Annotated in this window: 20 protein-coding genes; 13 read left to right on the top strand and 7 right to left on the bottom strand. The window is 52.3% G+C overall.

Annotated features, from left to right (window positions below; translation table 11 throughout):
- The first annotated feature begins 6 nt into the window (after positions 1–6).
- Positions 7–603, top strand: a complete 597-nt coding sequence (locus N9C89_RS13885; RefSeq protein WP_263954580.1) for a hypothetical protein — start codon at positions 7–9, stop codon at positions 601–603.
- Here N9C89_RS13885 and N9C89_RS13880 read toward each other — a convergent pair.
- The 3 genes from N9C89_RS13880 to N9C89_RS13870 all read right to left on the bottom strand — a co-directional run bounded on the left by N9C89_RS13880 (position 590) and on the right by N9C89_RS13870 (position 4,051).
- Positions 590–2,032 carry a heme biosynthesis protein HemY gene (locus N9C89_RS13880; protein WP_263954579.1) on the bottom strand — a complete coding sequence of 481 codons (1,443 nt, stop codon included), beginning with the start codon at positions 2,030–2,032 and terminating at the stop codon, positions 590–592. The genes N9C89_RS13885 and N9C89_RS13880 overlap by 14 nt on opposite strands.
- A gap of 8 nt (positions 2,033–2,040) precedes the next feature.
- Complete coding sequence (locus N9C89_RS13875; protein WP_263954578.1) at positions 2,041–3,255, bottom strand: COG4223 family protein; 1,215 nt, start codon at positions 3,253–3,255, stop codon at positions 2,041–2,043.
- Positions 3,256–3,352: 97 nt separating this feature from the next.
- Positions 3,353–4,051, bottom strand: a complete 699-nt coding sequence (locus N9C89_RS13870) for a uroporphyrinogen-III synthase (protein WP_263954576.1) — start codon at positions 4,049–4,051, stop codon at positions 3,353–3,355.
- A gap of 63 nt (positions 4,052–4,114) precedes the next feature.
- Between N9C89_RS13870 and tsaD the strand changes: the two genes are divergently transcribed.
- From tsaD to N9C89_RS13850, 4 genes are read left to right on the top strand one after another with little or no spacing between them, the layout of a single operon-like run.
- A complete protein-coding gene (gene tsaD, locus N9C89_RS13865; RefSeq protein WP_263954575.1) occupies positions 4,115–5,212 on the top strand; it encodes a tRNA (adenosine(37)-N6)-threonylcarbamoyltransferase complex transferase subunit TsaD in 1,098 nt (365 codons plus the stop codon).
- Complete coding sequence (locus tag N9C89_RS13860) at positions 5,209–6,171, top strand: NAD(P)H-dependent glycerol-3-phosphate dehydrogenase (protein WP_263954574.1); 963 nt, start codon at positions 5,209–5,211, stop codon at positions 6,169–6,171. Before tsaD ends, N9C89_RS13860 begins: the two co-directional genes overlap by 4 nt.
- Complete coding sequence (locus tag N9C89_RS13855) at positions 6,172–6,441, top strand: YciI family protein (RefSeq protein ID WP_263954573.1); 270 nt, start codon at positions 6,172–6,174, stop codon at positions 6,439–6,441. It abuts the gene before it with no gap.
- Positions 6,441–6,866: an EVE domain-containing protein gene (locus N9C89_RS13850; protein WP_263954572.1), complete on the top strand. Its 426-nt coding sequence runs from the start codon at positions 6,441–6,443 to the stop codon at positions 6,864–6,866. The genes N9C89_RS13855 and N9C89_RS13850 overlap by 1 nt, the downstream gene beginning before the upstream one ends.
- Before the next feature lie 233 nt (positions 6,867–7,099).
- On the opposite strand, the gene N9C89_RS13845 is transcribed toward N9C89_RS13850, so the two are convergent.
- Complete coding sequence (locus tag N9C89_RS13845; protein WP_263954570.1) at positions 7,100–7,441, bottom strand: DUF2853 family protein; 342 nt, start codon at positions 7,439–7,441, stop codon at positions 7,100–7,102.
- Between the two features lie 149 nt (positions 7,442–7,590).
- Positions 7,591–8,985, bottom strand: a complete 1,395-nt coding sequence (ahcY, locus tag N9C89_RS13840; protein ID WP_263954569.1) for an adenosylhomocysteinase — start codon at positions 8,983–8,985, stop codon at positions 7,591–7,593.
- Between the two features lie 129 nt (positions 8,986–9,114).
- On the opposite strand from ahcY, the gene N9C89_RS13835 reads away from it, so the two are divergent.
- On the top strand, positions 9,115–9,708 hold the full coding sequence (locus tag N9C89_RS13835; RefSeq protein ID WP_263954568.1) for an HD family hydrolase: 594 nt from the start codon (positions 9,115–9,117) through the stop codon (positions 9,706–9,708).
- On the opposite strand, the gene N9C89_RS13830 is transcribed toward N9C89_RS13835, so the two are convergent.
- Together N9C89_RS13830 and N9C89_RS13825 are read right to left on the bottom strand one after the other, a co-directional pair.
- Entirely contained in the window at positions 9,709–10,263 is a 555-nt protein-coding gene (locus N9C89_RS13830) for an ActR/PrrA/RegA family redox response regulator transcription factor (protein ID WP_263954567.1), read from the bottom strand.
- A gap of 72 nt (positions 10,264–10,335) precedes the next feature.
- Positions 10,336–10,950 carry an SCO family protein gene (locus N9C89_RS13825; RefSeq protein ID WP_263954566.1) on the bottom strand — a complete coding sequence of 205 codons (615 nt, stop codon included), beginning with the start codon at positions 10,948–10,950 and terminating at the stop codon, positions 10,336–10,338.
- A 94-nt stretch (positions 10,951–11,044) separates the two neighbouring features.
- Here N9C89_RS13825 and regB point away from each other — a divergent pair, with 94 nt between their 5' ends.
- The 7 genes from regB to addA all read left to right on the top strand — a co-directional run bounded on the left by regB (position 11,045) and on the right by addA (position 22,666).
- Positions 11,045–12,442, top strand: a complete 1,398-nt coding sequence (gene regB / locus N9C89_RS13820; RefSeq protein ID WP_263954716.1) for a sensor histidine kinase RegB — start codon at positions 11,045–11,047, stop codon at positions 12,440–12,442.
- Positions 12,443–12,586: 144 nt separating this feature from the next.
- The gene (locus N9C89_RS13815) at positions 12,587–14,206 is read left to right on the top strand and encodes a PAS-domain containing protein (RefSeq protein WP_263954565.1); all 1,620 of its coding nucleotides are present in this window, start codon (positions 12,587–12,589) and stop codon (positions 14,204–14,206) included.
- A 40-nt stretch (positions 14,207–14,246) separates the two neighbouring features.
- Positions 14,247–14,717, top strand: a complete 471-nt coding sequence (gene tsaE / locus N9C89_RS13810; RefSeq protein ID WP_263954564.1) for a tRNA (adenosine(37)-N6)-threonylcarbamoyltransferase complex ATPase subunit type 1 TsaE — start codon at positions 14,247–14,249, stop codon at positions 14,715–14,717.
- Positions 14,710–15,699: an aminoglycoside phosphotransferase family protein gene (locus N9C89_RS13805; protein WP_263954563.1), complete on the top strand. Its 990-nt coding sequence runs from the start codon at positions 14,710–14,712 to the stop codon at positions 15,697–15,699. The genes tsaE and N9C89_RS13805 overlap by 8 nt, the downstream gene beginning before the upstream one ends.
- Positions 15,692–16,381 (top strand): nucleotidyltransferase family protein, encoded by a 690-nt coding sequence (locus N9C89_RS13800; RefSeq protein ID WP_263954562.1) that lies wholly within the window; start codon positions 15,692–15,694, stop codon positions 16,379–16,381. Before N9C89_RS13805 ends, N9C89_RS13800 begins: the two co-directional genes overlap by 8 nt.
- Positions 16,371–19,301 carry a double-strand break repair protein AddB gene (gene addB, locus N9C89_RS13795; RefSeq protein WP_263954561.1) on the top strand — a complete coding sequence of 977 codons (2,931 nt, stop codon included), beginning with the start codon at positions 16,371–16,373 and terminating at the stop codon, positions 19,299–19,301. The genes N9C89_RS13800 and addB overlap by 11 nt, the downstream gene beginning before the upstream one ends.
- Positions 19,298–22,666, top strand: coding sequence for a double-strand break repair helicase AddA (addA, locus tag N9C89_RS13790; RefSeq protein ID WP_263954559.1), 3,369 nt, complete (start codon positions 19,298–19,300; stop codon positions 22,664–22,666). The genes addB and addA overlap by 4 nt, the downstream gene beginning before the upstream one ends.
- Positions 22,667–22,678: the final 12 nt, after the last annotated feature.

The raw sequence follows: 22,678 nt of genomic DNA, 5'->3' as shown, positions 1-22,678 counted from the left end.
ACCAAAATGATCATTCACGAAGACTGGATTTGGCTGCACTTTCCGAAATGCGCGGGTACCTACATTGAAAATTCGCTGCGCTCTAACTTTGGTGAAGGCAACGCAAAGTTTGACAAAATAGACCCGGAGGGAGAGGTCATTTGGCATCATACTCTTGCACAAAGAAAGGCTTTTGACCCAACATTTGAACCAAACGGAAAGCGCGTTATCTCTGCGTTTCGGCGTCTGCCAACTTGGTTACTAAGCCGCATTCATTTTGAACTAAGTCGCCCTCCAAATCATGTCACCTCTCGATCCATGTTCGAGCAAGGCAAGTTCTATGAGAATACCGGATACATAAACCAAGCTGACGCACTTCTTTCATCTTTTGAGCCCGCCAATATTACCGATTGGCTTCGGCAAGAAAACTTGGAGGCCGACCTGAAGAACGTGTTCGGCGATACGTTCAAGATTAGCAAAAAGCGGCGAAACATCACAAAATCCGACTACGTGAAGCAATTGGATTTCTGGTTTACTCCTGATCAACTCAACGCTCTATACGCGGCAAATCCATTGTGGGCCGAGCTTGAAGCTCGGCTGTATGGAGACATTATTCGGCTTTAGCCTGTTCTGCCTCTTGTTCACTTTCTACACCCTTATCCAAGTGTTCGTCAGCTTCTGCACCAACAATGATCGGAAGCATTTCGGATTGGTATGAACCTTGAACTGGGCGGTCTTCGGGGACTTTCCAACTTAACGTATCAAAGCTCTTGCAGGACTGACAAACTGGTCGCCACTCTTGATGAGGAGTTCCGCATTTTTCACAAACCCATTGTTCACCCCGTGGCGCGACCAATGCTTTGGAAAGCCAGCCTCTAACTGCGGCATCATCTCCGCCCTGCCCGCGCTCTATTGCTGCCATCAACGAGAGGCTTCGTGCAGTTGGGTGGGTTTCGGCAAGATCCCCCATTGCTCTTCGCGCTTCGGGGAAATCGTCCGCTGCGATGTTAAGTTCTGCAAGCAGCATTCTTGTTTCCGGGTGGTCCGGATTCAACTTTGTCAGGACTTCAAAACGACGCAGGCGGTCTGCGGCAGATTCATTCGGTTCAATTCGAGCAAATGCGGCGGCCAAATCCGGGTGAGGTGCGAGCGGCCACGTTTTCTTCAAAATACGGGTGGCGAGCTTCGGCCGCCCTTCTTCTATATATGCGTCCGCAGCCAATACCGTTCCTGGCACCAATTCCGGTGATTGTTTGTGCATGGCAATTGCAGCTTCGCGCGCCTCGATTGTTGCGCCTTTTTCGATTAACTCAGAAACCTCTGAAAGCGCCAAAACTGCGTCCCGGCGCTTATAAACATCGCGCGGAATGCCGCCATATTTCACTTTGGTTTGAAGCGTTTTTCGAGCACCAGACCAATCGCCATGATCAGCCTGCAATTGCAACAGTGTATCCTGCATTTCCTGATTTCGCGGCTTCAATACAAAGGCTTTTTCCGCCAGCTTTAGCGCCGTATCTGTATCGCCCTCAGCAAGGCGTTGCTTAAGAATTCCTCGGATTCCAACAAAGCGGGTCCGATCATCAGTAAGCAATCTCTTGTAAACTTCTTCGGCCTTCTTGGAGTCGCCGGAAAGCTCTGCTGCTTGCGCAGTCAGAAGGTTTGTAAGCTCGGGACGGTGAAGGTATTTCTCTGCCTTAGCAGCCTTCGCAAGCGCAACCCGCCCGTCACCCGAGGAAATCGCGACAAGCCCTTCAGCCATCGCCTCATAGCCTTTACGCTCACGGTTCCGATTGAAATAGCGCGAAATCGCAGTTTCGTCGCCATTCAGGAACCGAAGAACAGCAATACATAGTCCGACGAGACGAATTATCACCCAAACCACCAGTAACAGCAGTCCGGCGGCGATGGCGGCCTGCAACGGTTGGAGCGTGAACTCCATATTCGCCACAACAATGCGGACGCCTTCGCTTGATTCAGCCAGTAATCCGGCCCCATACGCCAACAGCGCGATTAAAACGACAAAACCTAAGATTTTAACCAATGACCAAAGCATAAAAACCTCTAGTTCTGAGCCGCAGACTCAACAAGCGTTCGAACCGCCTGAAGGATGTCGTTTCGATAAGTTGCCGCATCAATCCACTCGGCCATTGCCTGTTGGCCTGTTTCTGGAAGCGTCGATATTTCACTAAGCGCACCGGTAAGATCGCCCGCCCGCAAACTGGCTTCCGCCCGCGAAAGAATTGCGTCAGGGCTAGTTCCTTCGCTTGGCGTCAATGAACGAGCACCGGTTTGGGATTTTAAGAATGCGCCCATTTTATCAATTACACCCTCGCCGGATGTCTCTGCAGCAGTTACGTTGAGCGCGTCGCGCGCTGCCGCTGGAAACTCTGCTTGGAGTGTGGTGAGCGGCGCAATTCCACTGGTTGAGGCGGCGAGCAACTCTGCTGATGGTTCGATGTTCGTGGCTTTCGCGAGGTCTTGAAGGGCAACATCGAACGCCGCACCGCTTTCAAACGCAGCTTCAATCCGCATCAATGCTGCCCGCATTAATGTTGCATTGGCAGCCGCCTCTGCGCCTTGCTTCAAAGATTCTGCTTGCGCCTGTGCCTCTGCAATTCTTGTTTCCGCATCTTTGGCAACCGCTTCAATCTGTGTGCGCTGCGCTTCAAGCATTTCTCGCATTGCGGTTAGCTCCCGCTCATAGGCCGAAACAGCCGCAGAAGACGCTGCATTATCCGAAATTGGTCGCTTCTCAATCTCTGTAATTCGCGCCTCAAGCGCAGAAATCGCATCGTTTATAGGCACTTGAAAGGCATCAAGTTCACTCCGAAGCTCAGCGAGGTTGGAATTCACAGAATCTGATACCGCGGTTAGCTCACTCGCAGCGGCCTTGTTTGCAAGTTGCTCCGCGAGTGTGCTTTGGCTCTGCTCAAGTTGAGCGACATGTTTATCAAAGGCACTTTCATTTGTTGAAATTCGCGCCACGACTTCATCAAGCTGGCTGTCTTCCTTTGGTAGGAAGTAAGCTGCCCCAAATCCAATCGCGCCGGCTGCTAAACCACCAATCAGCAACGGGAAAAAGCCCGTTCCGCTTGTGGGTTTTTCCGAAGAGCCCGGCTTCTCTTCTGCCGTTTCCGGCTCTTCTTTGGCCGTGTCTTCGGTTTCTACGACCTCCGCGTCCTCGATTTTTTCATCGGACTGTTCTTGGTTTTCCGCATCTGGAATAGGCTCCCCAAGCTTCAGAGTTTCTTTGTTTTCTTGGTCTTCGTTCGCCACGGTGAACCTCTTTCGTGAACGGCAATGCTTTATCTACCAATCGCCGCAGCGCGGCATACTTATAATCTGTGTCCGAACCGCGCCTTAAGCAAGGGCGTTATCGCAGAAGTCTTGCTACAATTTGTTGCATCGCATGCCCGTTCGGCGCATCTGCGACAGTCACGTTTTGCGCCAAAACGCCACTTAAGTTCTTAGCAACGGCATCACTCAATGCGACGGTATGAAATCGGCAATTTAATCTTTCAGTCGGAATATCATTTATTTGTCTGTTCGCAAGTATAGCTGATCTTGGAGAGAAAAGGGGAAGGATAATCTTTCGATCCGATCGAAATAAATCAAGCGCCTCTGATGAAAGCGACTCCGCCAACTGCCTATAGGTTACAACCTCTTCGCATTTCAATCCGGCCGCAGCCAGCTTCTTGGCTATCTCGCCTCTTGCATGCTCCCCGCGCAAATGAACGAGCGGGATCTTTGGTGGGGATTTCAACAGCGCCTCAACGAGGTCATGCGCACAGTTTGCAATCAAATTTACTACAAAACCCGCATTTTGCGCGGCCTCTGCTGTTCGCTCCCCAACGCAATATGCTCCTCGCCCCCGACCCTCTACTTTGGTTGGAATGCCGTTTTCAGATGTCAAAATGACCGCATCAAATTCAGGATCTTCGTCGAGTTTCTCGATACTGATCAACGGAGAGATCACCGTATCAACAGGCGCGTGGTTACCAATCGCGCGCGCAAATCTTTGCGCGGCTTCGAGCGGGCGGGTAAGCAGAACGGCTGGAGCGGTATTTGGCATTTACACACTGTTGGATTGAACGATGCGGCGCGGGGTGTTACCTGCCAATAGAAAGGATAGCGGATGGCAAAGCAACTAACTGTGCTTGGAATCGAAAGCAGTTGTGATGACACAGCTGCCGCCGTCGTGCGCCATACGCCTGGGTCCACGCCAGAAATTCTATCTCAAGTTGTCGTAAGTCAGGACGAATTACACAAGAACTTTGGTGGAGTTGTCCCTGAAATCGCCGCGCGCGCGCATACTGAAAAGCTCGACTTCTGCGTTGAGGATGCTTTGACCGAGGCTGCGATCAATCTTCCAGACCTCGACGCAATTGCTGTCACTTCCGGACCGGGGCTTATCGGTGGTGTGCTGTCTGGGGTGATGTGCGCAAAGGGTCTTTCGGCAGCAGCAAATAAACCATTGATCGGCGTTAATCACCTCGCAGGACATGCATTAACGCCAAGGCTCACCAATCAGATCGAATTTCCATATTTGATGTTGCTGGTCTCTGGGGGCCATTGCCAGTTTTTGATTGTGCATGACGTAGACCGTTTCCAGCGGCTTGGCGGAACGATAGACGACGCGCCCGGAGAGGCTTTTGACAAAACAGCGCGCCTTCTCGGGCTTGGTCAACCGGGCGGTCCACATGTTGAGGCGGCGGCGTTGAAAGGTGACCCAGCACGATTCCGCTTCCCTCGGCCACTGCTTGATCGACCAGATTGTGACATGTCGTTCTCTGGCCTCAAAACAGCACTGCTCCGTGCACGAGAGGCAATTCTTGCAAAGAAGGGTGGGTTAACCCGAAAAGATCAGGCCGATCTTGCCGCCGGATTTCAACAAGCTGTAACCGCAGTTTTGTTAGAAAAATCAAGGCGTGCACTAAAGATCTACTTAGAGCTAAACCCCGTCAAACCCGTATTTGCAGTAGCTGGTGGCGTGTCCGCAAATCAGGACATTCGCGCCGCGTTAGAGACTGTTTGCGCGGAATCGGGCGTTGGTTTTATCGCACCGCCTCTATCGCTTTGTACCGATAACGGCGCGATGATTGCATGGGCCGGACTTGAGCGATTTCAGCGCGGTCTCATTGACGATTTATCATTATCTGCGCGTCCAAGATGGCCGCTTGATCAAACCAGTCCGGCAATGCTTGGCTCTGGCAAAAAGGGAGCGAAAGCATGAGTATTGCTGTTCTTGGGTCCGGCGCATTTGGCACGGCACTCGCCATAACGCTCGCGAGCGCGCATGATAACGTAACCCTCTGGGCACGAGACGAAAACGCCGCGAATGAAATGGCGCGAATTAGAGAAAACAAGCGCCGGCTCTCTGGTGCAAAATTTCCACCGTCTTTGAATGTTAGCTCGAGTTTGGCTGAGAGTTGCGAAGCTGAAACACTCTTGATTGCCATTCCAACGCAGCTGATGGACGCATTTCTACGTCAAAATGCGGCTCTATTTCAGCACAAAACGCTCGTTGCTTGCTGTAAAGGTGTGAACATCGAAAGCGGGCTTGGGCCAACTGGGACGATTAATAAACTTGTGCCAACTGCAACTGCCGCCATCCTAACCGGACCAAGTTTTGCAGTTGATATCGCTGGCGGCCTCCCAACAGCCCTTACGCTTGCCGGACCTGAAGATAGGCTTGCTGATCTGCAAGAGCAACTTTCAACGCCGACGCTTCGGCTGTATCGCACGACAGACGTCATTGGTGCGGAACTCGGTGGTGCGCTTAAAAATGTTATTGCGATCGCCAGTGGTGCGGCGATCGGCGCAGGGTTTGGAGAAAGCGCGCGCGCCGCTGTTATGACGCGCGGATATGCAGAGATGCTGCGACTGGCAAATGCACTTGGAGCCAAACCCGCAACGCTTTCGGGCCTATCCGGTTTTGGCGACTTAACGTTGACATGTACTTCAGAGAAGAGCCGAAACTATCGTTACGGCCTTGCGCTTGGTGCCGGAGCCGGTTTTGACGAAACCACCACCGTTGAAGGTGCCAAAACTGCAAAAGCAGTCTCTATTTTGGCACAAAAGCACCAAATCGATATGCCAATCACAAATGCCATAACGGAAGTTCTCAATGAGAACCTGACTGTTTCGGAGGCCGTAAAGGCTCTTCTGTCACGACCTTTAAAGGAGGAATAAATGTACGTAGCTCTTATCGCCAAAGACAAACCTGGCGCACTTGAAGTACGCAAAGCCAACCGCGACGCTCATGTTGCTTATCTCAAGGAAACAGGCGTTGTTCAGGCTGGTCCTTTTCTTGATTCAAATGGCGATATGTGTGGCTCGCTTGTAATTCTCGATATGGAGTCGATTGAGGATGCTCAGAAATGGGCCGAAAATGACCCATACGCAAAGGCTGGCTTGTTTGAATCCGTCGATCTACAGCTTTGGAACCGGGTGATCGGCTAATGGCATATTGGTTGTTTAAATCAGAGCCGAACACTTGGAGTTGGGACGATCAGGTTGCCAAAGGTGACGCTGGCGAAGAATGGGACGGCGTGCGCAATTACCAAGCACGCAACAACATGCGCCTGATGAAGGTTGGGGATCGGGGATTTTTCTATCATTCGCTCAAGGAAAAATCTGTTGTTGGGATCGTCGAGGTCTGCGCCGAATGCCATCCGGATTCCACAACTGACGATGAGCGATGGGAATGCGTTGATATCCGCGCCATCGCACCCGTCAAAACGCCAGTGACTCTTGCAATGTGTAAAGAGAACGAGGCGCTTCGCGACATGGTTCTTGTCAACAATACACGCTTATCGGTGCAGCCGGTCACTGAGGAAGAATGGGCAATCGTTTGTGAGATGGCTGGCGTTCCAGCAGATCTTTGATTGACGATACGTGAAAAAATTGGAGGGCTCCGACCCCCCGGAACCCTCCATCACCCCACGTGCCTCACTTCGCACCACACGTGTTTTGTTTCGGGTCCGGCCATCCTGACTAGACAATACAACGCTATGCCAGGCTGCCGATAAACGCAAATTATATGCGCCGAAAATTTATTTCAAATCAAACCTTTATATAGGGCGGTATGACCTTTCACACCGCCCGAATAGCACAGAGTTTAGCCGTAAATTGACTCTTTGCCGAAGTGCTTAACAAGCATGTAGTACACAACCGCGCGGTACTTGTTGCGCTCGGATCGGCCGTAAGTTTCCATCGCTTTGTTGATTGCGTCCATTAGCTCTGGGCTGTCGCGCAGCGCGAGCTTTTTGATCAGGAAGTTTTCTTTCACGGTCTCCAACTCGGAGTCCTGGGTCGCGGCAACCGTCGATGCGTCATCGTCGTAAATGGCTGGTCCGCATCCGATTGTTACTTTGGTTAACAGATCCATATCCGGTGTGATGCCGCATTTGTTCTTCAAATCATCGGCATATTTGGCGATCAAGTCGTCACGTTTTCCCATAGAGTTCTCCAATATTCTTTGTGGCCAAAGGCCAAAATTTAACGGTCGAAATGAACCGTTAATTAGAGGTTAACGCGGAAACAGGTGTTTTCAAAAAGAAAAAGCCCGACTCTTAAGCCGGGCTTCATCTTTGTAAGTTGGCTCTTCGCCTAGTAACGATAATGCTCTGGTTTGAAAGGGCCATCGACCTTTACGCCGATATAGTCGGCCTGTTCTTTGGCGAGTTTGGTGAGCTTGACGCCAATGCGATCAAGATGCAGTCGCGCGACTTTTTCATCGAGATGCTTGGGCAAGATATAGACTTCGTTCTTATAGCTAGAACCGTTTGTCCAAAGCTCGACCTGGGCCAACACTTGGTTGGTGAAGCTCGCAGACATCACAAAGCTTGGGTGGCCCGTTGCGTTTCCAAGGTTCAGCAAGCGACCTTCGGACAGCAGGATCAAGCGGTTACCCGAAGGCATCTCGATCATGTCGACCTGTTCTTTGATGTTTGTCCACTTGTGGTTCTTGAGCGCGGCAACCTGAATTTCGTTGTCGAAGTGGCCAATGTTGCCAACGATCGCCATGTCTTTCATTTCGCGCATATGCTCAATGCGGATGATGTCTTTGTTGCCAGTCGTGGTGATGAAGATATCGGCGGAATCAACCACATCTTCCAGCACAACAACTTCAAATCCGTCCATAGCAGCTTGAAGCGCACAGATCGGATCGACCTCGGTAACCTTAACGCGCGCGCCCGCACCGCGGAGCGACGCAGCAGAGCCTTTGCCCACGTCACCGTAGCCACAAACAACAGCAACTTTGCCAGCCATCATCGTATCGGTTGCGCGGCGAATACCGTCAACAAGGCTCTCTTTACAGCCATATTTGTTGTCGAATTTCGACTTGGTCACAGAGTCATTCACGTTGATCGCTGGGAACGGGAGGTGACCCGTTTTCACCAACTCATAAAGGCGGTGAACGCCTGTGGTTGTTTCTTCGGAAACGCCTTGAATGGCTTCTTTTTGTTTGGTGAACCAACCAGGGCTTTCGGCGAGGCGCTTCTTAATTTGCGCAAAGAACGCGACCTCTTCCTCGCTTGTCGGCACTTCGATGAGGTCGGTTTCGCCCGCCTCAACCCGCGCACCAAGCAGGATGTACATCGTTGCGTCGCCCCCATCATCGAGGATCAGGTTACATGTCCCTTCCTCGAACTGGAAAATACGGTCCGCGTAGTCCCAATATTCTTCGAGTGTCTCGCCTTTGATCGCAAACACGGGTGTACCCGTTTCGGCAATCGCGGCAGCGGCGTGGTCTTGTGTGGAGAAGATGTTGCAGCTCGCCCAACGCACGTCCGCGCCCAGCGCGACCAGCGTTTCAATCAACACAGCGGTTTGTACCGTCATGTGAAGAGAGCCCGCAATTCGAGCGCCTTTGAGCGGCTTGCTATCGCCATATTCCGCCCGCAGAGCCATCAAGCCCGGCATCTCGGTTTCGGCAATATCAAGCTCTTTGCGGCCATAGGCGGCAAGGCTGATGTCTTTTACGATGTAATCACTCGCCATCTTTTTCGTTCCTTTGAAACTGAAGTTGCAGCCAGTTATCACCTCAGAGGTTAAGGAGCAATGACCGAGCCTTTACATGCCGCATTTCGGCGGCTAGCCAATAAACACCACAATCAAGGAACCGATAAAATGGCAAAACAACCGCGCGCATGGCAACGGATGCTTTCGGGGCGCCGCCTTGACCTTCTCGATCCAACACCCGTGGATATCGAGATCGAGGATATCGCCCATGGCCTGGCTTTTGTTGCGCGCTGGAATGGCCAGACGCGGGGCGATTTTGCCTATTCGGTCGCGGAGCATTCGCTTTTGGTTGAGGAACTCTTTGGTCGCATCGTACCCAAAGCACCGACGAAGTGGCGGCTTGCTGCGCTTTTGCACGATGCGCCAGAATACGTGATCGGCGACATGATCAGCCCCGTAAAATCGGCGGTGGGCAAAGGCTATGACGAGCTTGATAATCGGCTATCCGCGGCTATCCACGTTCGCTTCGGGCTTCCTGCGGCGATCCCTGTTGCGACTAAAAAACAGATTAAGCGCGCTGATCGCATTTCTGCATGGATGGAAGCCGTACAGATCGCGGGATTTTCAGAAGCCGAAGCTGACAAGTTTTTTGGAAAGCCTGATGCCGCACTTATCGAAGGGTTGCGTATCGATTTGCGAACGCCAAAAGACGTTCGCACCGATTTCACAGCACGCGTAAAAACACTTCTTGAAGAGTTGTAATTAACGCGGGCTACGTTTTGCCAAAATACGCTGGAGCGTACGGCGATGCATGTTCAGGCGGCGCGCAGTTTCGCTCACGTTACGGTCACACAGCTCATAAACGCGCTGGATATGTTCCCAACGCACACGGTCCGCACTCATTGGATTATCCGGAGGCGGAGGAAGCTCATCTTTCTTGGCAAGAAGCGCGCCGGTTACATCATTCGCATCCGCAGGCTTGGATAGGTAATCCGTCGCGCCGATTTTTACGGCCGCAACAGCCGTTGCAATCGCGCCATAGCCCGTAAGAACAACGATCCGTGCGTCAGGACGCTTCTCTCTTAGAACTTCAACAACGTCGAGCCCGTTTCCATCCTCAAGACGCAAATCAATCACGGCATAAGCGGGCGGACGTGCCGTTGCGATTGCTTTACCTGCGGCGACCGAACCAGCGGTTTCGGGCTCAAACCCCCGCTTTTCCATCGCCCGCGCCAAACGACGCAAAAAGGGTTCGTCATCATCCAGCAGCAACAGGGATTTATCTTCTCCGATGTCCTGCAATTCCCGCTCTGTCATAGTCGCGCTTTCTTTTTTCCTGTCTCACCGTTCTATGCAAACTCTTGAGACAGGTCAATTTTTAGAAACGCTCTAAGAGTTCTCCACAAAACAGGCAATCGTCTCGGCAATAACTTCTGGTGAGTCATCGCGCTTGAAATAGGTCACAGTGCCGTATTCAGGGAGGGTCAGGTAGGTCGAAGTTGAGTGATCAACAAGGTAATACTCATCGTCACTTTCATTCTTTTTGTAATAGGTTTTATAGGCCCGTGATGCCGCCTTCACGTCTTCGGCTGTTCCAGTTAGCCCAATCATACGCTCGTGGAACACATCCGCGAATTCGCCAACAACCTCTGGCGTATCACGCTCTGGGTCAATCGTAATAAACACGGGTGTTGTCTCGATTCCCATTTCATCCAAGATGTCCACCGCATCCGCATTCCGCGCAGAATCCAGCGGGCAAACATCAGGGCAGAATGTATAACCAAAATAAACAAGCGACGGTTTGGTAATCACGTCTTTATCAGTCACGCGTTCGCCATTCTTGTCGATCAAAGAGAACGGTCCACCAATTGTGCTTGCACCGCCCGCGATCCGGTTGGCGGTACATTGTGCGAATTTATTTTCTGGTTCACCGAAGGTCAGATATGCGGTGGTCCCAAGGAGAATGGCCGCAGCACCGACCGCCGCAAATGCATAGTATTTCATGCCGAAGAGTTCCTTTTCATTTCGCAGCCTTGATCAAGGGTTTTGCCGACACTAACAAGGGTACAGTATGACGCATTCACAAAATAGCGAGCGCATGACCGACACGACCTCAACTCTAATCAGTCAGCGCGCCAGAAGCGATTGGATTCGTCTGCGAACGCTCATCATGCTGCGGTGGGTTGCGATCGTCGGGCAAATCGTTGCGATCACAGTTGCGGTTTACCAGCTTGATGTCGACCTCAATCTTGGCCTGTGCTTCCTCGTAATCTGTGCCTCTGTGATCGTCAATCTCGTCGCGACCTTCGTATATCCAGAGAATAAAAGGCTGTCCGAAGCGCAGGCGGTCTGGATGCTGTTGTTTGATATTTCGCAGCTTATTTTGCTGCTTTATCTGACCGGTGGGCTGCATAACCCCTTCGCATTGCTGATCCTCGTTCCTGTAACAATATCGGCTACTGTTCTAACGCTTCAGTCCACGATGTTGATTGGTTCAGTCGCGCTTTGCCTTACGACATTTGTTGCATTCTATGCGAAGCCGTTAAGCAATACCGCCGGCGAGATCTTCCGCCTTGATGTTCTGTATATATTCGGCTTCTGGCTGGCGATTGTAATTGGAACAGTTTTCCTTGCTGCCTATGCCCGCCGCGTTTCAAACGAAATCCACTCCATGAGCGAAGCGCTTCTTGCCACACAAATGGCCTTGGCGCGCGAACAGAAGCTAACTGACTTGGGAGGCGTAGTTGCCGCCGCCGCCCACGAACTGGGAACACCACTTGCAACAATTAAGCTTGTGTCCTCTGAAATGCTGGATGAACTCGAGGACGGAACCGATCTTCGAGAAGATGCCAAGCTCATCGGCGAACAGGCAGAGCGATGCAGAGAGATTTTGCGCTCGATGGGCCGAGCAGGGAAAGACGACCTTCACATGCACAGCGGCCCGTTTGAGGCCGTCGTGCGCGAAGCTGCGGAGCCCCACCTTGATCGCGGCAAAGAGATTCATTTCGCATTCGCCCCTGCCCCCAGCGGGACCTTTCATCAACCGGAAATCCGGCGGCAATCCGAGATCATTCACGGTGTTCGGAACCTCGTGCAAAATGCCGTAGATTTCTCGGCCAAAAATGTATGGGTCGAAGGCGGCTGGACTGACACCCGGCTTCATCTACGAATTATTGATGATGGACCAGGCTTTCCGACACAGGTGATTGGGCGGATCGGCGAGCCCTTTGTTCGCAAGAGAAGACCAAACGAAAAACCCCGCCGACCAGGATATGAAGGCATGGGCCTTGGGCTTTTCATTGCAAAAACACTCCTAGAGCGAACAGGCGCGGAGGTCAGTTTTGCAAATGGAGCAGACCCGTTTCTATCTGAAGCCGAGCGGCCACCAAAATGCGGCGCAGTTGTAGAGGTTGCTTGGCAACTCAAGACACTTGAAGTCCCGCGTGGCGGAAGTGACGGACTTGGCGAGAACGAAAGATTTGACGCGCCCTCCTAGTTGAGTTCGCGCTCTCTAGCTGTGCGAAGTCTTGTTCGTATACACCGCATTTCAGCATCACAACAGCAGAAATATTCAAGTTAACGGCGCATTAACCATTTTTGAGCAATTATTTACCAACGCAGTTTCAACGTTGGTAAGTTAATGGTCTCATTGTCCGCAACAGTCATTGTTTTCGTCGTCTTTATCGCCTTCGCTGCGGCTATCTCGGGCGTCATCATGCTTGGCCTATTCATACAAGTGCGCGGGAAAACGACGCGTGAGCTTCTTCGTGACTCTGAGAACTGTGTTGTTTTTCTATTCGAGAATGAAGAGCTGGTTGATGCCACAGATAAGGCAAAGCAGCTTTTGGCCAATCAGAACACTGAACAAACAGCTTGGCGCAAGCTATGCAGTGCGTTGAGCGCCAGCTACCCGGACTTTGCAAATGCCGCTGGCCGATTGCAGGAATCTAACGAAATTAGGCTTAAACCTGTGACTCCAGATGACGAGTCCATTCTGATTGCCGAGGTTTGGGACGGTATAACACGGATCGAGATCATTGATGATGCGGCCGTTGGTTCGTCTATGGGTATGGATTCCCACAGTATGCTCGCACTCAATAACGAGCTGGACACCCTGAGAAAAACTGCCGAAATGGCGCCCTATCTGGTTTGGCAGCAGACTGCCGACGGCTCAATAACATGGGCAAACGGGGCATACCTCGCGGTAGCAAAGCGCCTGAAAAATAAGCCAGAGAGTGTTGTCGAAACTTGGCCGCCGCGACGTGTCTTTCCAACGGTTTCCCTCTCGCAAGGAACACCAGAAGAGCGTGCACATCGGGTTTCGGTTACCTTTCCGGATAGTTCAAACGAGAAGTGGTATGAAGTCTTCAGCACGACAGTCGGTGAAGAATCCCTGCATTTCGCAAACAGTGTTGACGGTGTTATTCGAGCGGAAACTTCGCTTCGCGAGTTCGTACAGACATTAACCAAAACATTCGCGCACCTGCCTACCGGTCTTGCGATCTTCGACAAAAAGCGGCAATTGGCGCTATTCAATCCGGCGCTCACCGATCTGACCGGTCTCTCACCGATGTTCCTGTCTTTGCGCCCTACCCTCTTTAGCTTTCTAGACAAACTGCGCGAGGCCCGCGTCATTCCCGAACCCAAAGATTACAAAAACTGGCGCCAGCAAATGACGGATCTTGAAGCGGCGGCTGTGGATGGAACTTACACAGAAAACTGGGCGCTTCCTTCTGGGCAAACCTATCGGGTAACCGGCCGCCCTCATCCTGATGGTGCGGTTGCCTTTTTGTTTGAGGATATTTCAACCGAAGTCTCACTGACACGGCGCTTTCGCAGCGAACTCGAAATCGGCCAAGCGGTACTTGATAGCTTTGATGAAGCGATCGCCGTGTTTGCCTCTAACGGTCAACTCACCATGTCAAATTCTGCCTATGCGGATTTTTGGGGCATGGATCCTGGCTCTATCCTAGGCGAGTTTTGTTTGAGTGATGCTATCTCTTTCTGGCAAGCCAAAAGCGAGCCTAGCGATGTCTGGTCAAAGCTTCAGTCTTTCACAAAAGCGGCCAGCCCGCGTGCGCAGTGGAAAGACTCCATACTCTTAAACACAGGCGAAAAAGTACCACTGCGCGTGACCCCTCTCAGTGGTGGCGGAACACTCGTCGCCTATTCGCCAAAAGACAAAATCAAAGAGAGCGCTACACCACAGTTCGAACACCGCCCGATTAAAGGCGAACCACTTTTTACGCTGAACGTGTAAACTCTATTGCAGGGACGAGTCAGGGCGCTACATTCGTGCCATGACATCATACTCTCGTACTCTGACACTCACCTCTCCGCAGGAAACAACCGCGCTTGCCGAACAAATGGCCGAGCGACTGGATGTAGGTGATGTGATATTGCTTGAGGGGCCTATTGGCTCGGGGAAAAGCCATCTTAGCAGAGGGATAATCCAACATCTTTTGGAACATACCGAGGATGTTCCCAGCCCGACTTTCACAATTGTTCAAACCTACGACGCTGCTGAATTTACGATCTGGCACTGTGATTTTTATCGGCTTAGTCACCCTGACGAAGCATTAGAGCTTGGCTTGGACGAAGCCTTTGAAGACGCAGTTTGCCTAATCGAGTGGCCAGATAGGCTAGGTTCCGATCAGCCAGAAAATGCGCTCCACATCAACTTTGAACAGCTTTCTGAAGATGAGCGTCGGCTTACATTTTCGTATTCCGATTCCAAGTGGCAGAAGCTAGACGGATTACTTAATGGATAACCCCTATTCCGACCTGCTCAGGAATCCGAAGGACGTTGAAATTCAGCCGCTCGCTGGTGATGCATCCGGCCGTCGGTATGCGCGATGGCAACACCCGAATTTCGGGCCAATGGTGTATATGGATGCCAGTAATGATCGCGACGGGAGTTGCGATGATTTCCTTCAGGTTGCTTCTCATCTTGCCGATCTCGGCCTTTCTGCGCCGAAAATTCTGGCACGGAGCTCCGATTTCCTTCTCTTGGAGGATTTGGGAGATTCCGTGTTTGCCAAGATTCTAGAAAATAACGCCAATCTCGAAAAAGACCTCTATCTTTCGGCCGTGGATGTGTTGCTCTGCCTCCAGAAAAACAAACCCGTGAAGGGCTTAAACACGTTCGGAACGGAAGAAATGGCTCGAGCCGTGACACCCGTCATCGAATGGTACCAAGCAGGCATAACGGGCCAAGAAAACAACGCCGCCTCTGAAAAATTGGTATCGCTTGTCAGGTCGGCGCTCAAAGAATGTGAACCGTCGGAGAATGTGATGATCCTGCGGGACTACCACGCTGAAAATCTGATTTGGCTTCCGGAAAGGTCAGGCGTTGCGAGATGTGGACTCCTTGATTTTCAGGACGCGCTGCTCGGACATCCGGCCTATGATCTGGCGTCACTGCTCGAAGATGCGCGAAGAGATGTTTCCGTTCAAACGCGCGATGCTGCAATCAAGCATTTTGTGAAGGAATCCGGCGTAGAAGAAGAAGCATTTTTGCATGGATTTTCAGTGCAAGCGGCGCAAAGGAACCTTCGAATACTAGGTGTTTTGAGTAGGTTGGCAGTTAGAGACGGCAAGACGCACTACCTCGATTTTCTTCCGCGTGTCTGGGCGCATTTGACGGGCGATCTTGAACACCCTGCCCTTACAGAACTCAAAACATTTGTGCTGGAAAACATTCCACCAACGACCCAATCAAACCTCAAGGTACTCGGAGAGCAACATGCCTGACGCATTAATGCTATTCACGGCTGGTAAAGGCACGCGCATGGGAAGCCTGACGCGGGATTTGCCAAAACCTCTTATCAAAGTTGCTGGCCGCCCTCTTGTTGATCACGCCCTCGACCTTGTCTCACCGATGCCAGAGCTACGCGTCGTCGCCAACCTTCACACCCATGCAGACAAGCTAGAGGCGCATCTTTCTCAAAGCAGTTTGGTACTTTCCGACGAGCGCGACGCACTTCTTGAAACAGGCGGTGGCCTTCGTAAGGCAATACCGCTTTTAAATTCGTCGCCCGTATTCACTCTAAATTCTGATGCTGTTTGGAAAGGCCCAAATCCTCTTGAATGCTTAAAGTCGGCTTGGGACCCCAATAAAATGGACGCTCTGCTGCTTCTTATCCCAAGCGAGAACGCGATCGGCCACATGGGCAGCGGAGATTTCGCACTAGAAAACGACAGCAGAATTTCCCGCGGCGGCCCATACGTTTACACAGGTGCGCAGATTATTAAGACCGAGCGTTTGGACGAAATCGAGGAAGACGCTTTTTCCCTCAATGCGCTTTGGGACATTCTGATCCAAAGTGACCGTGTTTTTGGGACAGTTTATTCCGGTTCCTGGTGCGATGTCGGGCGACCTGAAAACATTGCACTCGCGGAAAATATGCTCAGAGGAAACGCCGATGTTTCATGAAGACGGCAAAGCAAATGTGTATGGCGTCGGGCTGGGATGCGATTTTCCGGCAGAGCTGGTTCGGGGCTTGTTGCATACATACCGAGATAAACCGCCAGAAGCGTTGGCGCGGGTTCAACTCTTTGTAAACACACGAAGAATGGCGCGTAGAGTTCAAGAGCTGTTCGCGCAGGAAGGCGCCCTTCTTCTCCCGCAGATTTCGCTCATTTCTGACTTAAGCCAAGCGCCGCAGATTGCCATTCCCAAGGCAGTTTCACCGCTTCGGCGTCGGCTCGAACTGTCGCAGCTTATCAAGCAACTTCTGGACGCTCAGCCAGATCTCGCTTCACGTAGCTCGCTGTTTGACTTGGCCGACAGTTTGGCCGAACTCCTTGATGAAATGCAGGGCGAGAGCGTAACGCCAGAACAGATTGTGTCGCTCGATGTTACCGATCAATCCGGTCACTGGGAGCGGGCGCTGGAGTTCATCAAAATCGTTGAGCGTTTCTTTGGCGATTCAGGCGAGCCGCCGGACGCCGAAGCCCGTCAGAGATTAGCGGTTGATTTGATAACTCAAGGCTGGAAGCAGTCGCCGCCTGAAAACCCGATCATTTTGGCAGGCTCAACCGGCTCTCGCGGAACGACATTCAAACTTATGCAGGCCGTCGCGGCGCTTCCGCGTGGTGCTGTTATTCTGCCTGGCTTTGATTTTACGATGCCAGAGAGCGTCTGGAGCGGACTTGATGATGCGCTTTCCGCGGAAGATCATCCGCAGTATAGATTCTATAAGTTTCTGAACTCATTGAATTTATCTCCGACTGATGTTTCTCATTGGGGCGAGCCAACACCGGCATCAATTGCGAGAAATGCGTTGGTTTCTCTGGCGCTCCGCCCAGCGCCCGTTACCGACCAATGGATGGATGAGGGCCCGAACCTAACCGACATCGCAGGCGCATGCGCTGGCCTAACTTTGGTCGAGGCGCCGTCATCGCGCGCCGAAGTTGGGGCAATCGCTTTGCGTTTAAGGGAGGCCGCGGAAACTGGCCAGAAAGTCGCTCTCATCTCGCCAGATCGCGTTTTGACGCGGCAAGTTACGGCAACATTGGCGCAATGGGACATCGAGCCGGACGACTCTGCCGGTTCTCCTCTTGGATTGGCGCCTCCGGGCCGTTTCTTGCGACAGGTGGCGGCTCTGTTTGGATCTACATTAACGTCCGAAGCGCTGCTGTCGCTTCTGAAACACCCGATTACAAACACAGGCGGGGATGATCGCGGGCCGCACCTTCTCTTTACTCGCGAACTTGAGCTTGATCTGCGCCGCAACGGGCCACCATACCCCACACCAGAATCTCTGCGGAAATGGGCGATCGGACAAGATTCAGAAGACGCAAAGCAATGGGTCGAATGGATTTGTTCCACTATTTGCCCACACAGCGAGGCTGGTATTTCGACTGTTTCACAGCATCTTGACCGCCACGTACAAACCGCGATTGCCATCGCACAAGGCCCGAACGGGCAGGGCGCTGGTGCTCTTTGGGACAAAGCTGCGGGCGAAAAAGCCCTCAAGGCCGTTAATGAGCTTGAAGAGGAGAGCGGTTTCGGTGGAGATCTTTCGCCAAGGGACTATGGCGATTTGTTTAAAGCAGTGCTGAACCGACACGATGTACGCGATCCGATCCGCCCGCATCCAAACATCATGATCTGGGGCACAATGGAAGCGCGTGTTCAGGGCGCAGACCTTGTTATTCTTGCCGGATTGAACGAAGGCGTTTGGCCTGAAGCCCCGAAACCAGACCCATGGTTAAACCGTCAAATGCGGCAAAAAGCGGGTCTATTGCTGCCCGAAAGGCGTATCGGACTGGCGGCCCACGATTTTCAACAAGCCGTTTGCGGACCGGAAGTTTGGATAACGCGATCAATCCGAAATTCTGAATCTCAGACAGTTCCATCTCGTTGGCTCAATAGAGTGACAAACCTGCTAGAAGGGCTGCCAAACACCGGTGGCACCGAGGCACTGGATGGCATGCGGGCGAGGGGTGAGGCGTATCTAAGCCAATTCGAGCGATTTGAACGCCCCGAGAAGCGAATTGAACCAGCGAAACGACCCTCACCAAGGCCGCCGGTTCCTGCGCGCCCTAGAGGGCTTTCTGTAACGAGGATCAAGACACTGATCCGCGATCCTTATGCGATTTATGCGCAGTATGTGCTTAAGCTGAAGCCGCTCGACCCCCTCAAGCACGAAGCAGATGCGCCATTACGCGGTACGATCCTGCACGAAATATTCGAGAAGGCAGTAGAGACAATTCCGATCGACCAGATGACCGAAGCCGCTCTCATGGAAATTGCAGGGAAAACGCTCGAGGAGTCTGTACCGTGGCCCGCTGCGCAACGGCTCTGGTACGCGAAGTTTTCGCGAAATGCCGAATGGTTTGTGACCTCTGAGAAGCAAAGACAGGCTCGTGGCACACCGACGTGGTTCGAGAAAATGGGTAAATTGGGCCTGAATGGTCTCGATTTCATGCTTTCCGGTCGCGCGGATCGCATTGATCTTACCGAGACAGGGAACGCTATTATTTACGACTATAAAACGACACCCCCGTCGCCAGCTGTTGAGCGCCTGTTTGACAAACAACTTCTGCTCGAAGCGGCAATGGTTGAAAATGGTGGCTTTGAAGGCATCGGGGCGGCCAAGGTTCAAGAGGCGACATATATTGGCGTAGGTGCCAAGCCTGGTGAAAGATCTGCGGAACTTACAGACACAACGACCAAAGAAGTTTGGGACGAATTTCATGAGTTGATCGGCGCCTATTTTAGCCCGCAACAGGGCTATACATCCCGCCGCGCAACAAGCGTGATTACCCACTACGGAGATTACGATCACCTTGCCAGATATGGAGAGTGGGAAGAAAGCGACGAGCCCGTAGGGGAGGATCTCACATGATCAAACGAGACCTTGCAACCGAACGGCAGGTACAAGCCGCCAACCCTTTTGCGTCCACGTGGCTTTCAGCCAATGCGGGGTCGGGCAAAACGCGCGTTCTGACAGATCGTGTTGCGCGTCTTTTGCTTGCAAATGTCAAACCTCAGAACATTTTGTGCCTTACCTACACCAAAGCTGCAGCGAGCGAGATGCAGAACAGGCTCTTTGCCAGATTAGGTAAATGGGCAATGTTAGAGACTGATTTGCTGCGAACTGACCTTATTGCGCTCGGCGTTGAGGGCAGTATTTCAGACGAAGATATCCGAAACGCACGCCGCCTTTTCGCGCGTGCCATCGAAGCCCCTGGTGGGTTGAAAATTCAGACAATCCACTCATTTTGTGCTTCGATCCTACGGCGCTTTCCGCTTGAGGCCGGTGTTTCGCCACAGTTTAGCGAAATGGACGAGCGTTCGGCGCGATTGCTGCATGAGGAAGTGATCGACGAAATGATCCTTGGTGGACAGCGCGCGCTCATTGATGATGTAGCGGCGGTATATACAGCCGAAGAATTCGGGAAGTTCACTGCGGAAATTGCCAAGTTTCGCAATGAGTTATCTACGCCCGTAGATGCAGCTGAGATTTGGCAAAGCCTTGGCCTGTCGGCGGGATACTCTCAAGCCGACCTTGAGAACGATACCTTTTTGCCAACTGACGGCGCGCTGTTGAAAGAGATACTGCCATTCTTTCTTCAGGGTAGTTCAACCGACGCGAAAAACGGTGAGAAGCTTCGGCTTGTAGATTTTGACACCTTGTCGGCGAAGGATCTCCTCATTCTTGAGGATGTATTCCTGTTCAAAGACGGAGCAAAAGCCGCGCAGGCGAAGATCGGTTCTGTACCAACCAAAGCTACGCAAAAGCTGATCTCCGACAAGATGGATGCCCTCGAGAAGCTCATGGCGAGGGTCGAAAACGCGCGTTCATCTCGTCTTCGGCTTCATACAGCGGAGCGCACGCTTGTTTTGCGCAGGTTTGCGGCTGAGTTCTTGCCGCGGTTCGAGCAAAAGAAGCAAGTCCGAGGCTGGCTCGACTTTGACGATCAAATCTATAAGGCACGAGACTTGCTAACCAATCCGCTGGTTGCGCAATGGGTGCTCTATCGGCTTGATGGCGGGATTGACCACATTCTTGTTGATGAATCACAGGATACCAGCCCAGCGCAGTGGCAGGTTATTGAGAACCTTGCCCAAGAGCTTACGAGCGGCGAGGGCGCCAAGGAAGATACGCATAGGTCGATCTTTGTTGTGGGTGACAAAAAGCAATCCATTTACTCCTTTCAGGGGGCCGATCCGGCAGAGTTTGATCGGATGAACGCCCATTTTGCAGAGCGCCTGAAAGAGGCGGGGGCAGGGCTCGTGAATCTGCAGCTTGAGCATTCGTTCCGTTCCGCAGAGCCGGTTTTGTCGCTTGTTGACTTCACATTCAAAGCAATCGGCGGAAATGGCGTGGGCGGCGAAACGACCCATCTTGCGTTCAAATCCGCGATGCCGGGGCGCGTGGATCATTGGCCACTTGAAGAGCCCGAACAAGACAACGACGAGCGCAATTGGTATGACCCCGTTGATAAGGTTTCGCAAAGCCATCACAACGTTCGGCTCGCGCGTAAGATCGCTGGTGAAATCAAGCGGATGATCGAAGAAAAGGTCACTATTCCAGCCGAAATCGGACATTCCGGCAAATTTGAACAGCGGCCCGTTACACCAGGAGACTTTCTAATCCTCGTTCAGGGGCGGCGCGGCCTTTTCCCTGAAATCATCCGCGAATGTAAAGCGCAGAAGCTGGATATTGCCGGCGCGGATCGGCTCAAGATTGGCGGTGAGCTTGCGGTTAAAGATATCGTCGCGCTTTTGTCGTTTCTTGCGACGCCTGAAGATAGCCTGTCGCTTGCAAGTGTTTTGAAATCGCCGCTCTTTGGTTGGAACGAACAGCAGCTCTTTGACCTCGCGCACAGACGACAGGAAAAGTATCTTTGGGCCGCGATGCGTAATCGCGCCGAAGAATTCCCCGAGGAAATGAGGATGCTTGAAGATCTCAGGCGGGCGTCTGACTTCTTGCGACCCTACGAAATCATTGAACGCGCGCTGACTGTTTTTGGTGGCCGCAAAAAGTTGATTGCCCGGCTTGGGGAAGAAGCAGAGGACGGGATAGACGCGCTTTTGGATCAGGCGCTGAATTTTGAACAGATGGAAATTCCAAGCCTCACAGGTTTTCTGTCATGGCTTCAAACAGATGAAGTCGAGATCAAACGTCAGGTCGATAGCGCAAGCGACCAGATAAGGGTGATGACGGTTCATGGCGCGAAGGGGCTGGAGGCGCCGATCGTTATTCTTCCTGACACGGCAGCAAAGAAAAACAGCGTTGATGCCCAGTTGGTCAAGATGGCGGATAACAGCGTCATCTGGAAACCCGGAGCAAAACAAATGCCGCCCGAAGTTTCCAATCAGGTCGACACGATGAAAGACCTGCAGCAGCAAGAAAAGATGCGGCTGCTTTACGTTGCGATGACGCGCGCGGAAAAGTGGCTCATCGTTTGCGGCGCAGGAAAGCTCGATAAAGACGGCAACGCGTGGCACGGAATTGTAGAAAAAGGCATGAGGGCAGCGGGTGCCGTTGAGTTTGACACTCCTTCAGGGAAGGGGCTTCGGCTTCAGAATGAGGATTGGAGTGCGCTACCTATTGCGAAACTCAACAAGGTGAACACAGCAAAGGATACGGCATTGCCCGCATGGGCAACCCAGACCGCGCCGGTACCTGTGAAGCCAGCCAAGCCGCTTTCACCCTCTGATCTTGGAGGAGAAAAAGCGCTTTCTGGTGTTGGAGGTCTTTCCGAGGAGGAAGCATTGCAGCGCGGAACGGATATCCACCTTCTGCTTGAGCATCTTCCAACCGTTCCCGAAGAAGATCGTCCAGAGCGCGCAAGGCAATTGCTCGGGCGAGATGATCCGGAGTTGCTGAAGGAGGCGTCCAACTGCCTTGCAAATCCGAAGTTGGCGGACGTCTTTAGCCCATCCGCGCTCGCCGAGGTAAACGTTGTGGCCAAACTGGATGAGCTCAGCGGGCGGGCAGTTGAAGGCCAGATTGACCGGTTGATCGTAACAGACTCAGAAGTCTTGATCGTGGACTTCAAAACCAACGCCATCGTGCCAAAAAACATGGAACAGGTTCCGGAAGGATTGTTACGACAGATGGGCGCATATGTTGCAGCGATTTCGCAAATCTATCCGAACAAACCGATAAGTTGCGCAATTCTTTGGACGAAATCCGCAGAGTTGATGGCGCTTCCTAACGCAACCGTGACCGCGGCGCTATCTCGCGTGAACATGCCTTGACGATACCCTTGG

The sequence above is a fragment of the Halocynthiibacter sp. SDUM655004 genome, from assembly GCF_026015885.1.
Classification (GTDB): domain Bacteria; phylum Pseudomonadota; class Alphaproteobacteria; order Rhodobacterales; family Rhodobacteraceae; genus Falsihalocynthiibacter; species Falsihalocynthiibacter halioticoli.
The sequence above is the reverse complement of the archived record's forward strand: the minus strand, read 5'-3'. Positions and strand labels throughout refer to the sequence as shown.

Coding starts and splice junctions, on each gene's coding strand:
- N9C89_RS13870 (WP_263954576.1), bottom strand. CDS start 4,051: ATGCCAAATACCGCTCCAGCCGTTCTGCTTACCCGCCCGCTCGAAGCC.
- regB (WP_263954716.1), top strand. CDS start 11,045: ATGACCGACACGACCTCAACTCTAATCAGTCAGCGCGCCAGAAGCGAT.
- N9C89_RS13805 (WP_263954563.1), top strand. CDS start 14,710: ATGGATAACCCCTATTCCGACCTGCTCAGGAATCCGAAGGACGTTGAA.
- N9C89_RS13880 (WP_263954579.1), bottom strand. CDS start 2,032: ATGCTTTGGTCATTGGTTAAAATCTTAGGTTTTGTCGTTTTAATCGCG.
- addA (WP_263954559.1), top strand. CDS start 19,298: ATGATCAAACGAGACCTTGCAACCGAACGGCAGGTACAAGCCGCCAAC.
- N9C89_RS13815 (WP_263954565.1), top strand. CDS start 12,587: ATGGTCTCATTGTCCGCAACAGTCATTGTTTTCGTCGTCTTTATCGCC.
- N9C89_RS13850 (WP_263954572.1), top strand. CDS start 6,441: ATGGCATATTGGTTGTTTAAATCAGAGCCGAACACTTGGAGTTGGGAC.
- N9C89_RS13825 (WP_263954566.1), bottom strand. CDS start 10,950: ATGAAATACTATGCATTTGCGGCGGTCGGTGCTGCGGCCATTCTCCTT.
- tsaD (WP_263954575.1), top strand. CDS start 4,115: ATGGCAAAGCAACTAACTGTGCTTGGAATCGAAAGCAGTTGTGATGAC.
- addB (WP_263954561.1), top strand. CDS start 16,371: ATGTTTCATGAAGACGGCAAAGCAAATGTGTATGGCGTCGGGCTGGGA.
- tsaE (WP_263954564.1), top strand. CDS start 14,247: ATGACATCATACTCTCGTACTCTGACACTCACCTCTCCGCAGGAAACA.
- N9C89_RS13860 (WP_263954574.1), top strand. CDS start 5,209: ATGAGTATTGCTGTTCTTGGGTCCGGCGCATTTGGCACGGCACTCGCC.
- N9C89_RS13885 (WP_263954580.1), top strand. CDS start 7: ATGATCATTCACGAAGACTGGATTTGGCTGCACTTTCCGAAATGCGCG.
- N9C89_RS13855 (WP_263954573.1), top strand. CDS start 6,172: ATGTACGTAGCTCTTATCGCCAAAGACAAACCTGGCGCACTTGAAGTA.
- N9C89_RS13830 (WP_263954567.1), bottom strand. CDS start 10,263: ATGACAGAGCGGGAATTGCAGGACATCGGAGAAGATAAATCCCTGTTG.
- ahcY (WP_263954569.1), bottom strand. CDS start 8,985: ATGGCGAGTGATTACATCGTAAAAGACATCAGCCTTGCCGCCTATGGC.
- N9C89_RS13845 (WP_263954570.1), bottom strand. CDS start 7,441: ATGGGAAAACGTGACGACTTGATCGCCAAATATGCCGATGATTTGAAG.
- N9C89_RS13800 (WP_263954562.1), top strand. CDS start 15,692: ATGCCTGACGCATTAATGCTATTCACGGCTGGTAAAGGCACGCGCATG.
- N9C89_RS13835 (WP_263954568.1), top strand. CDS start 9,115: ATGGCAAAACAACCGCGCGCATGGCAACGGATGCTTTCGGGGCGCCGC.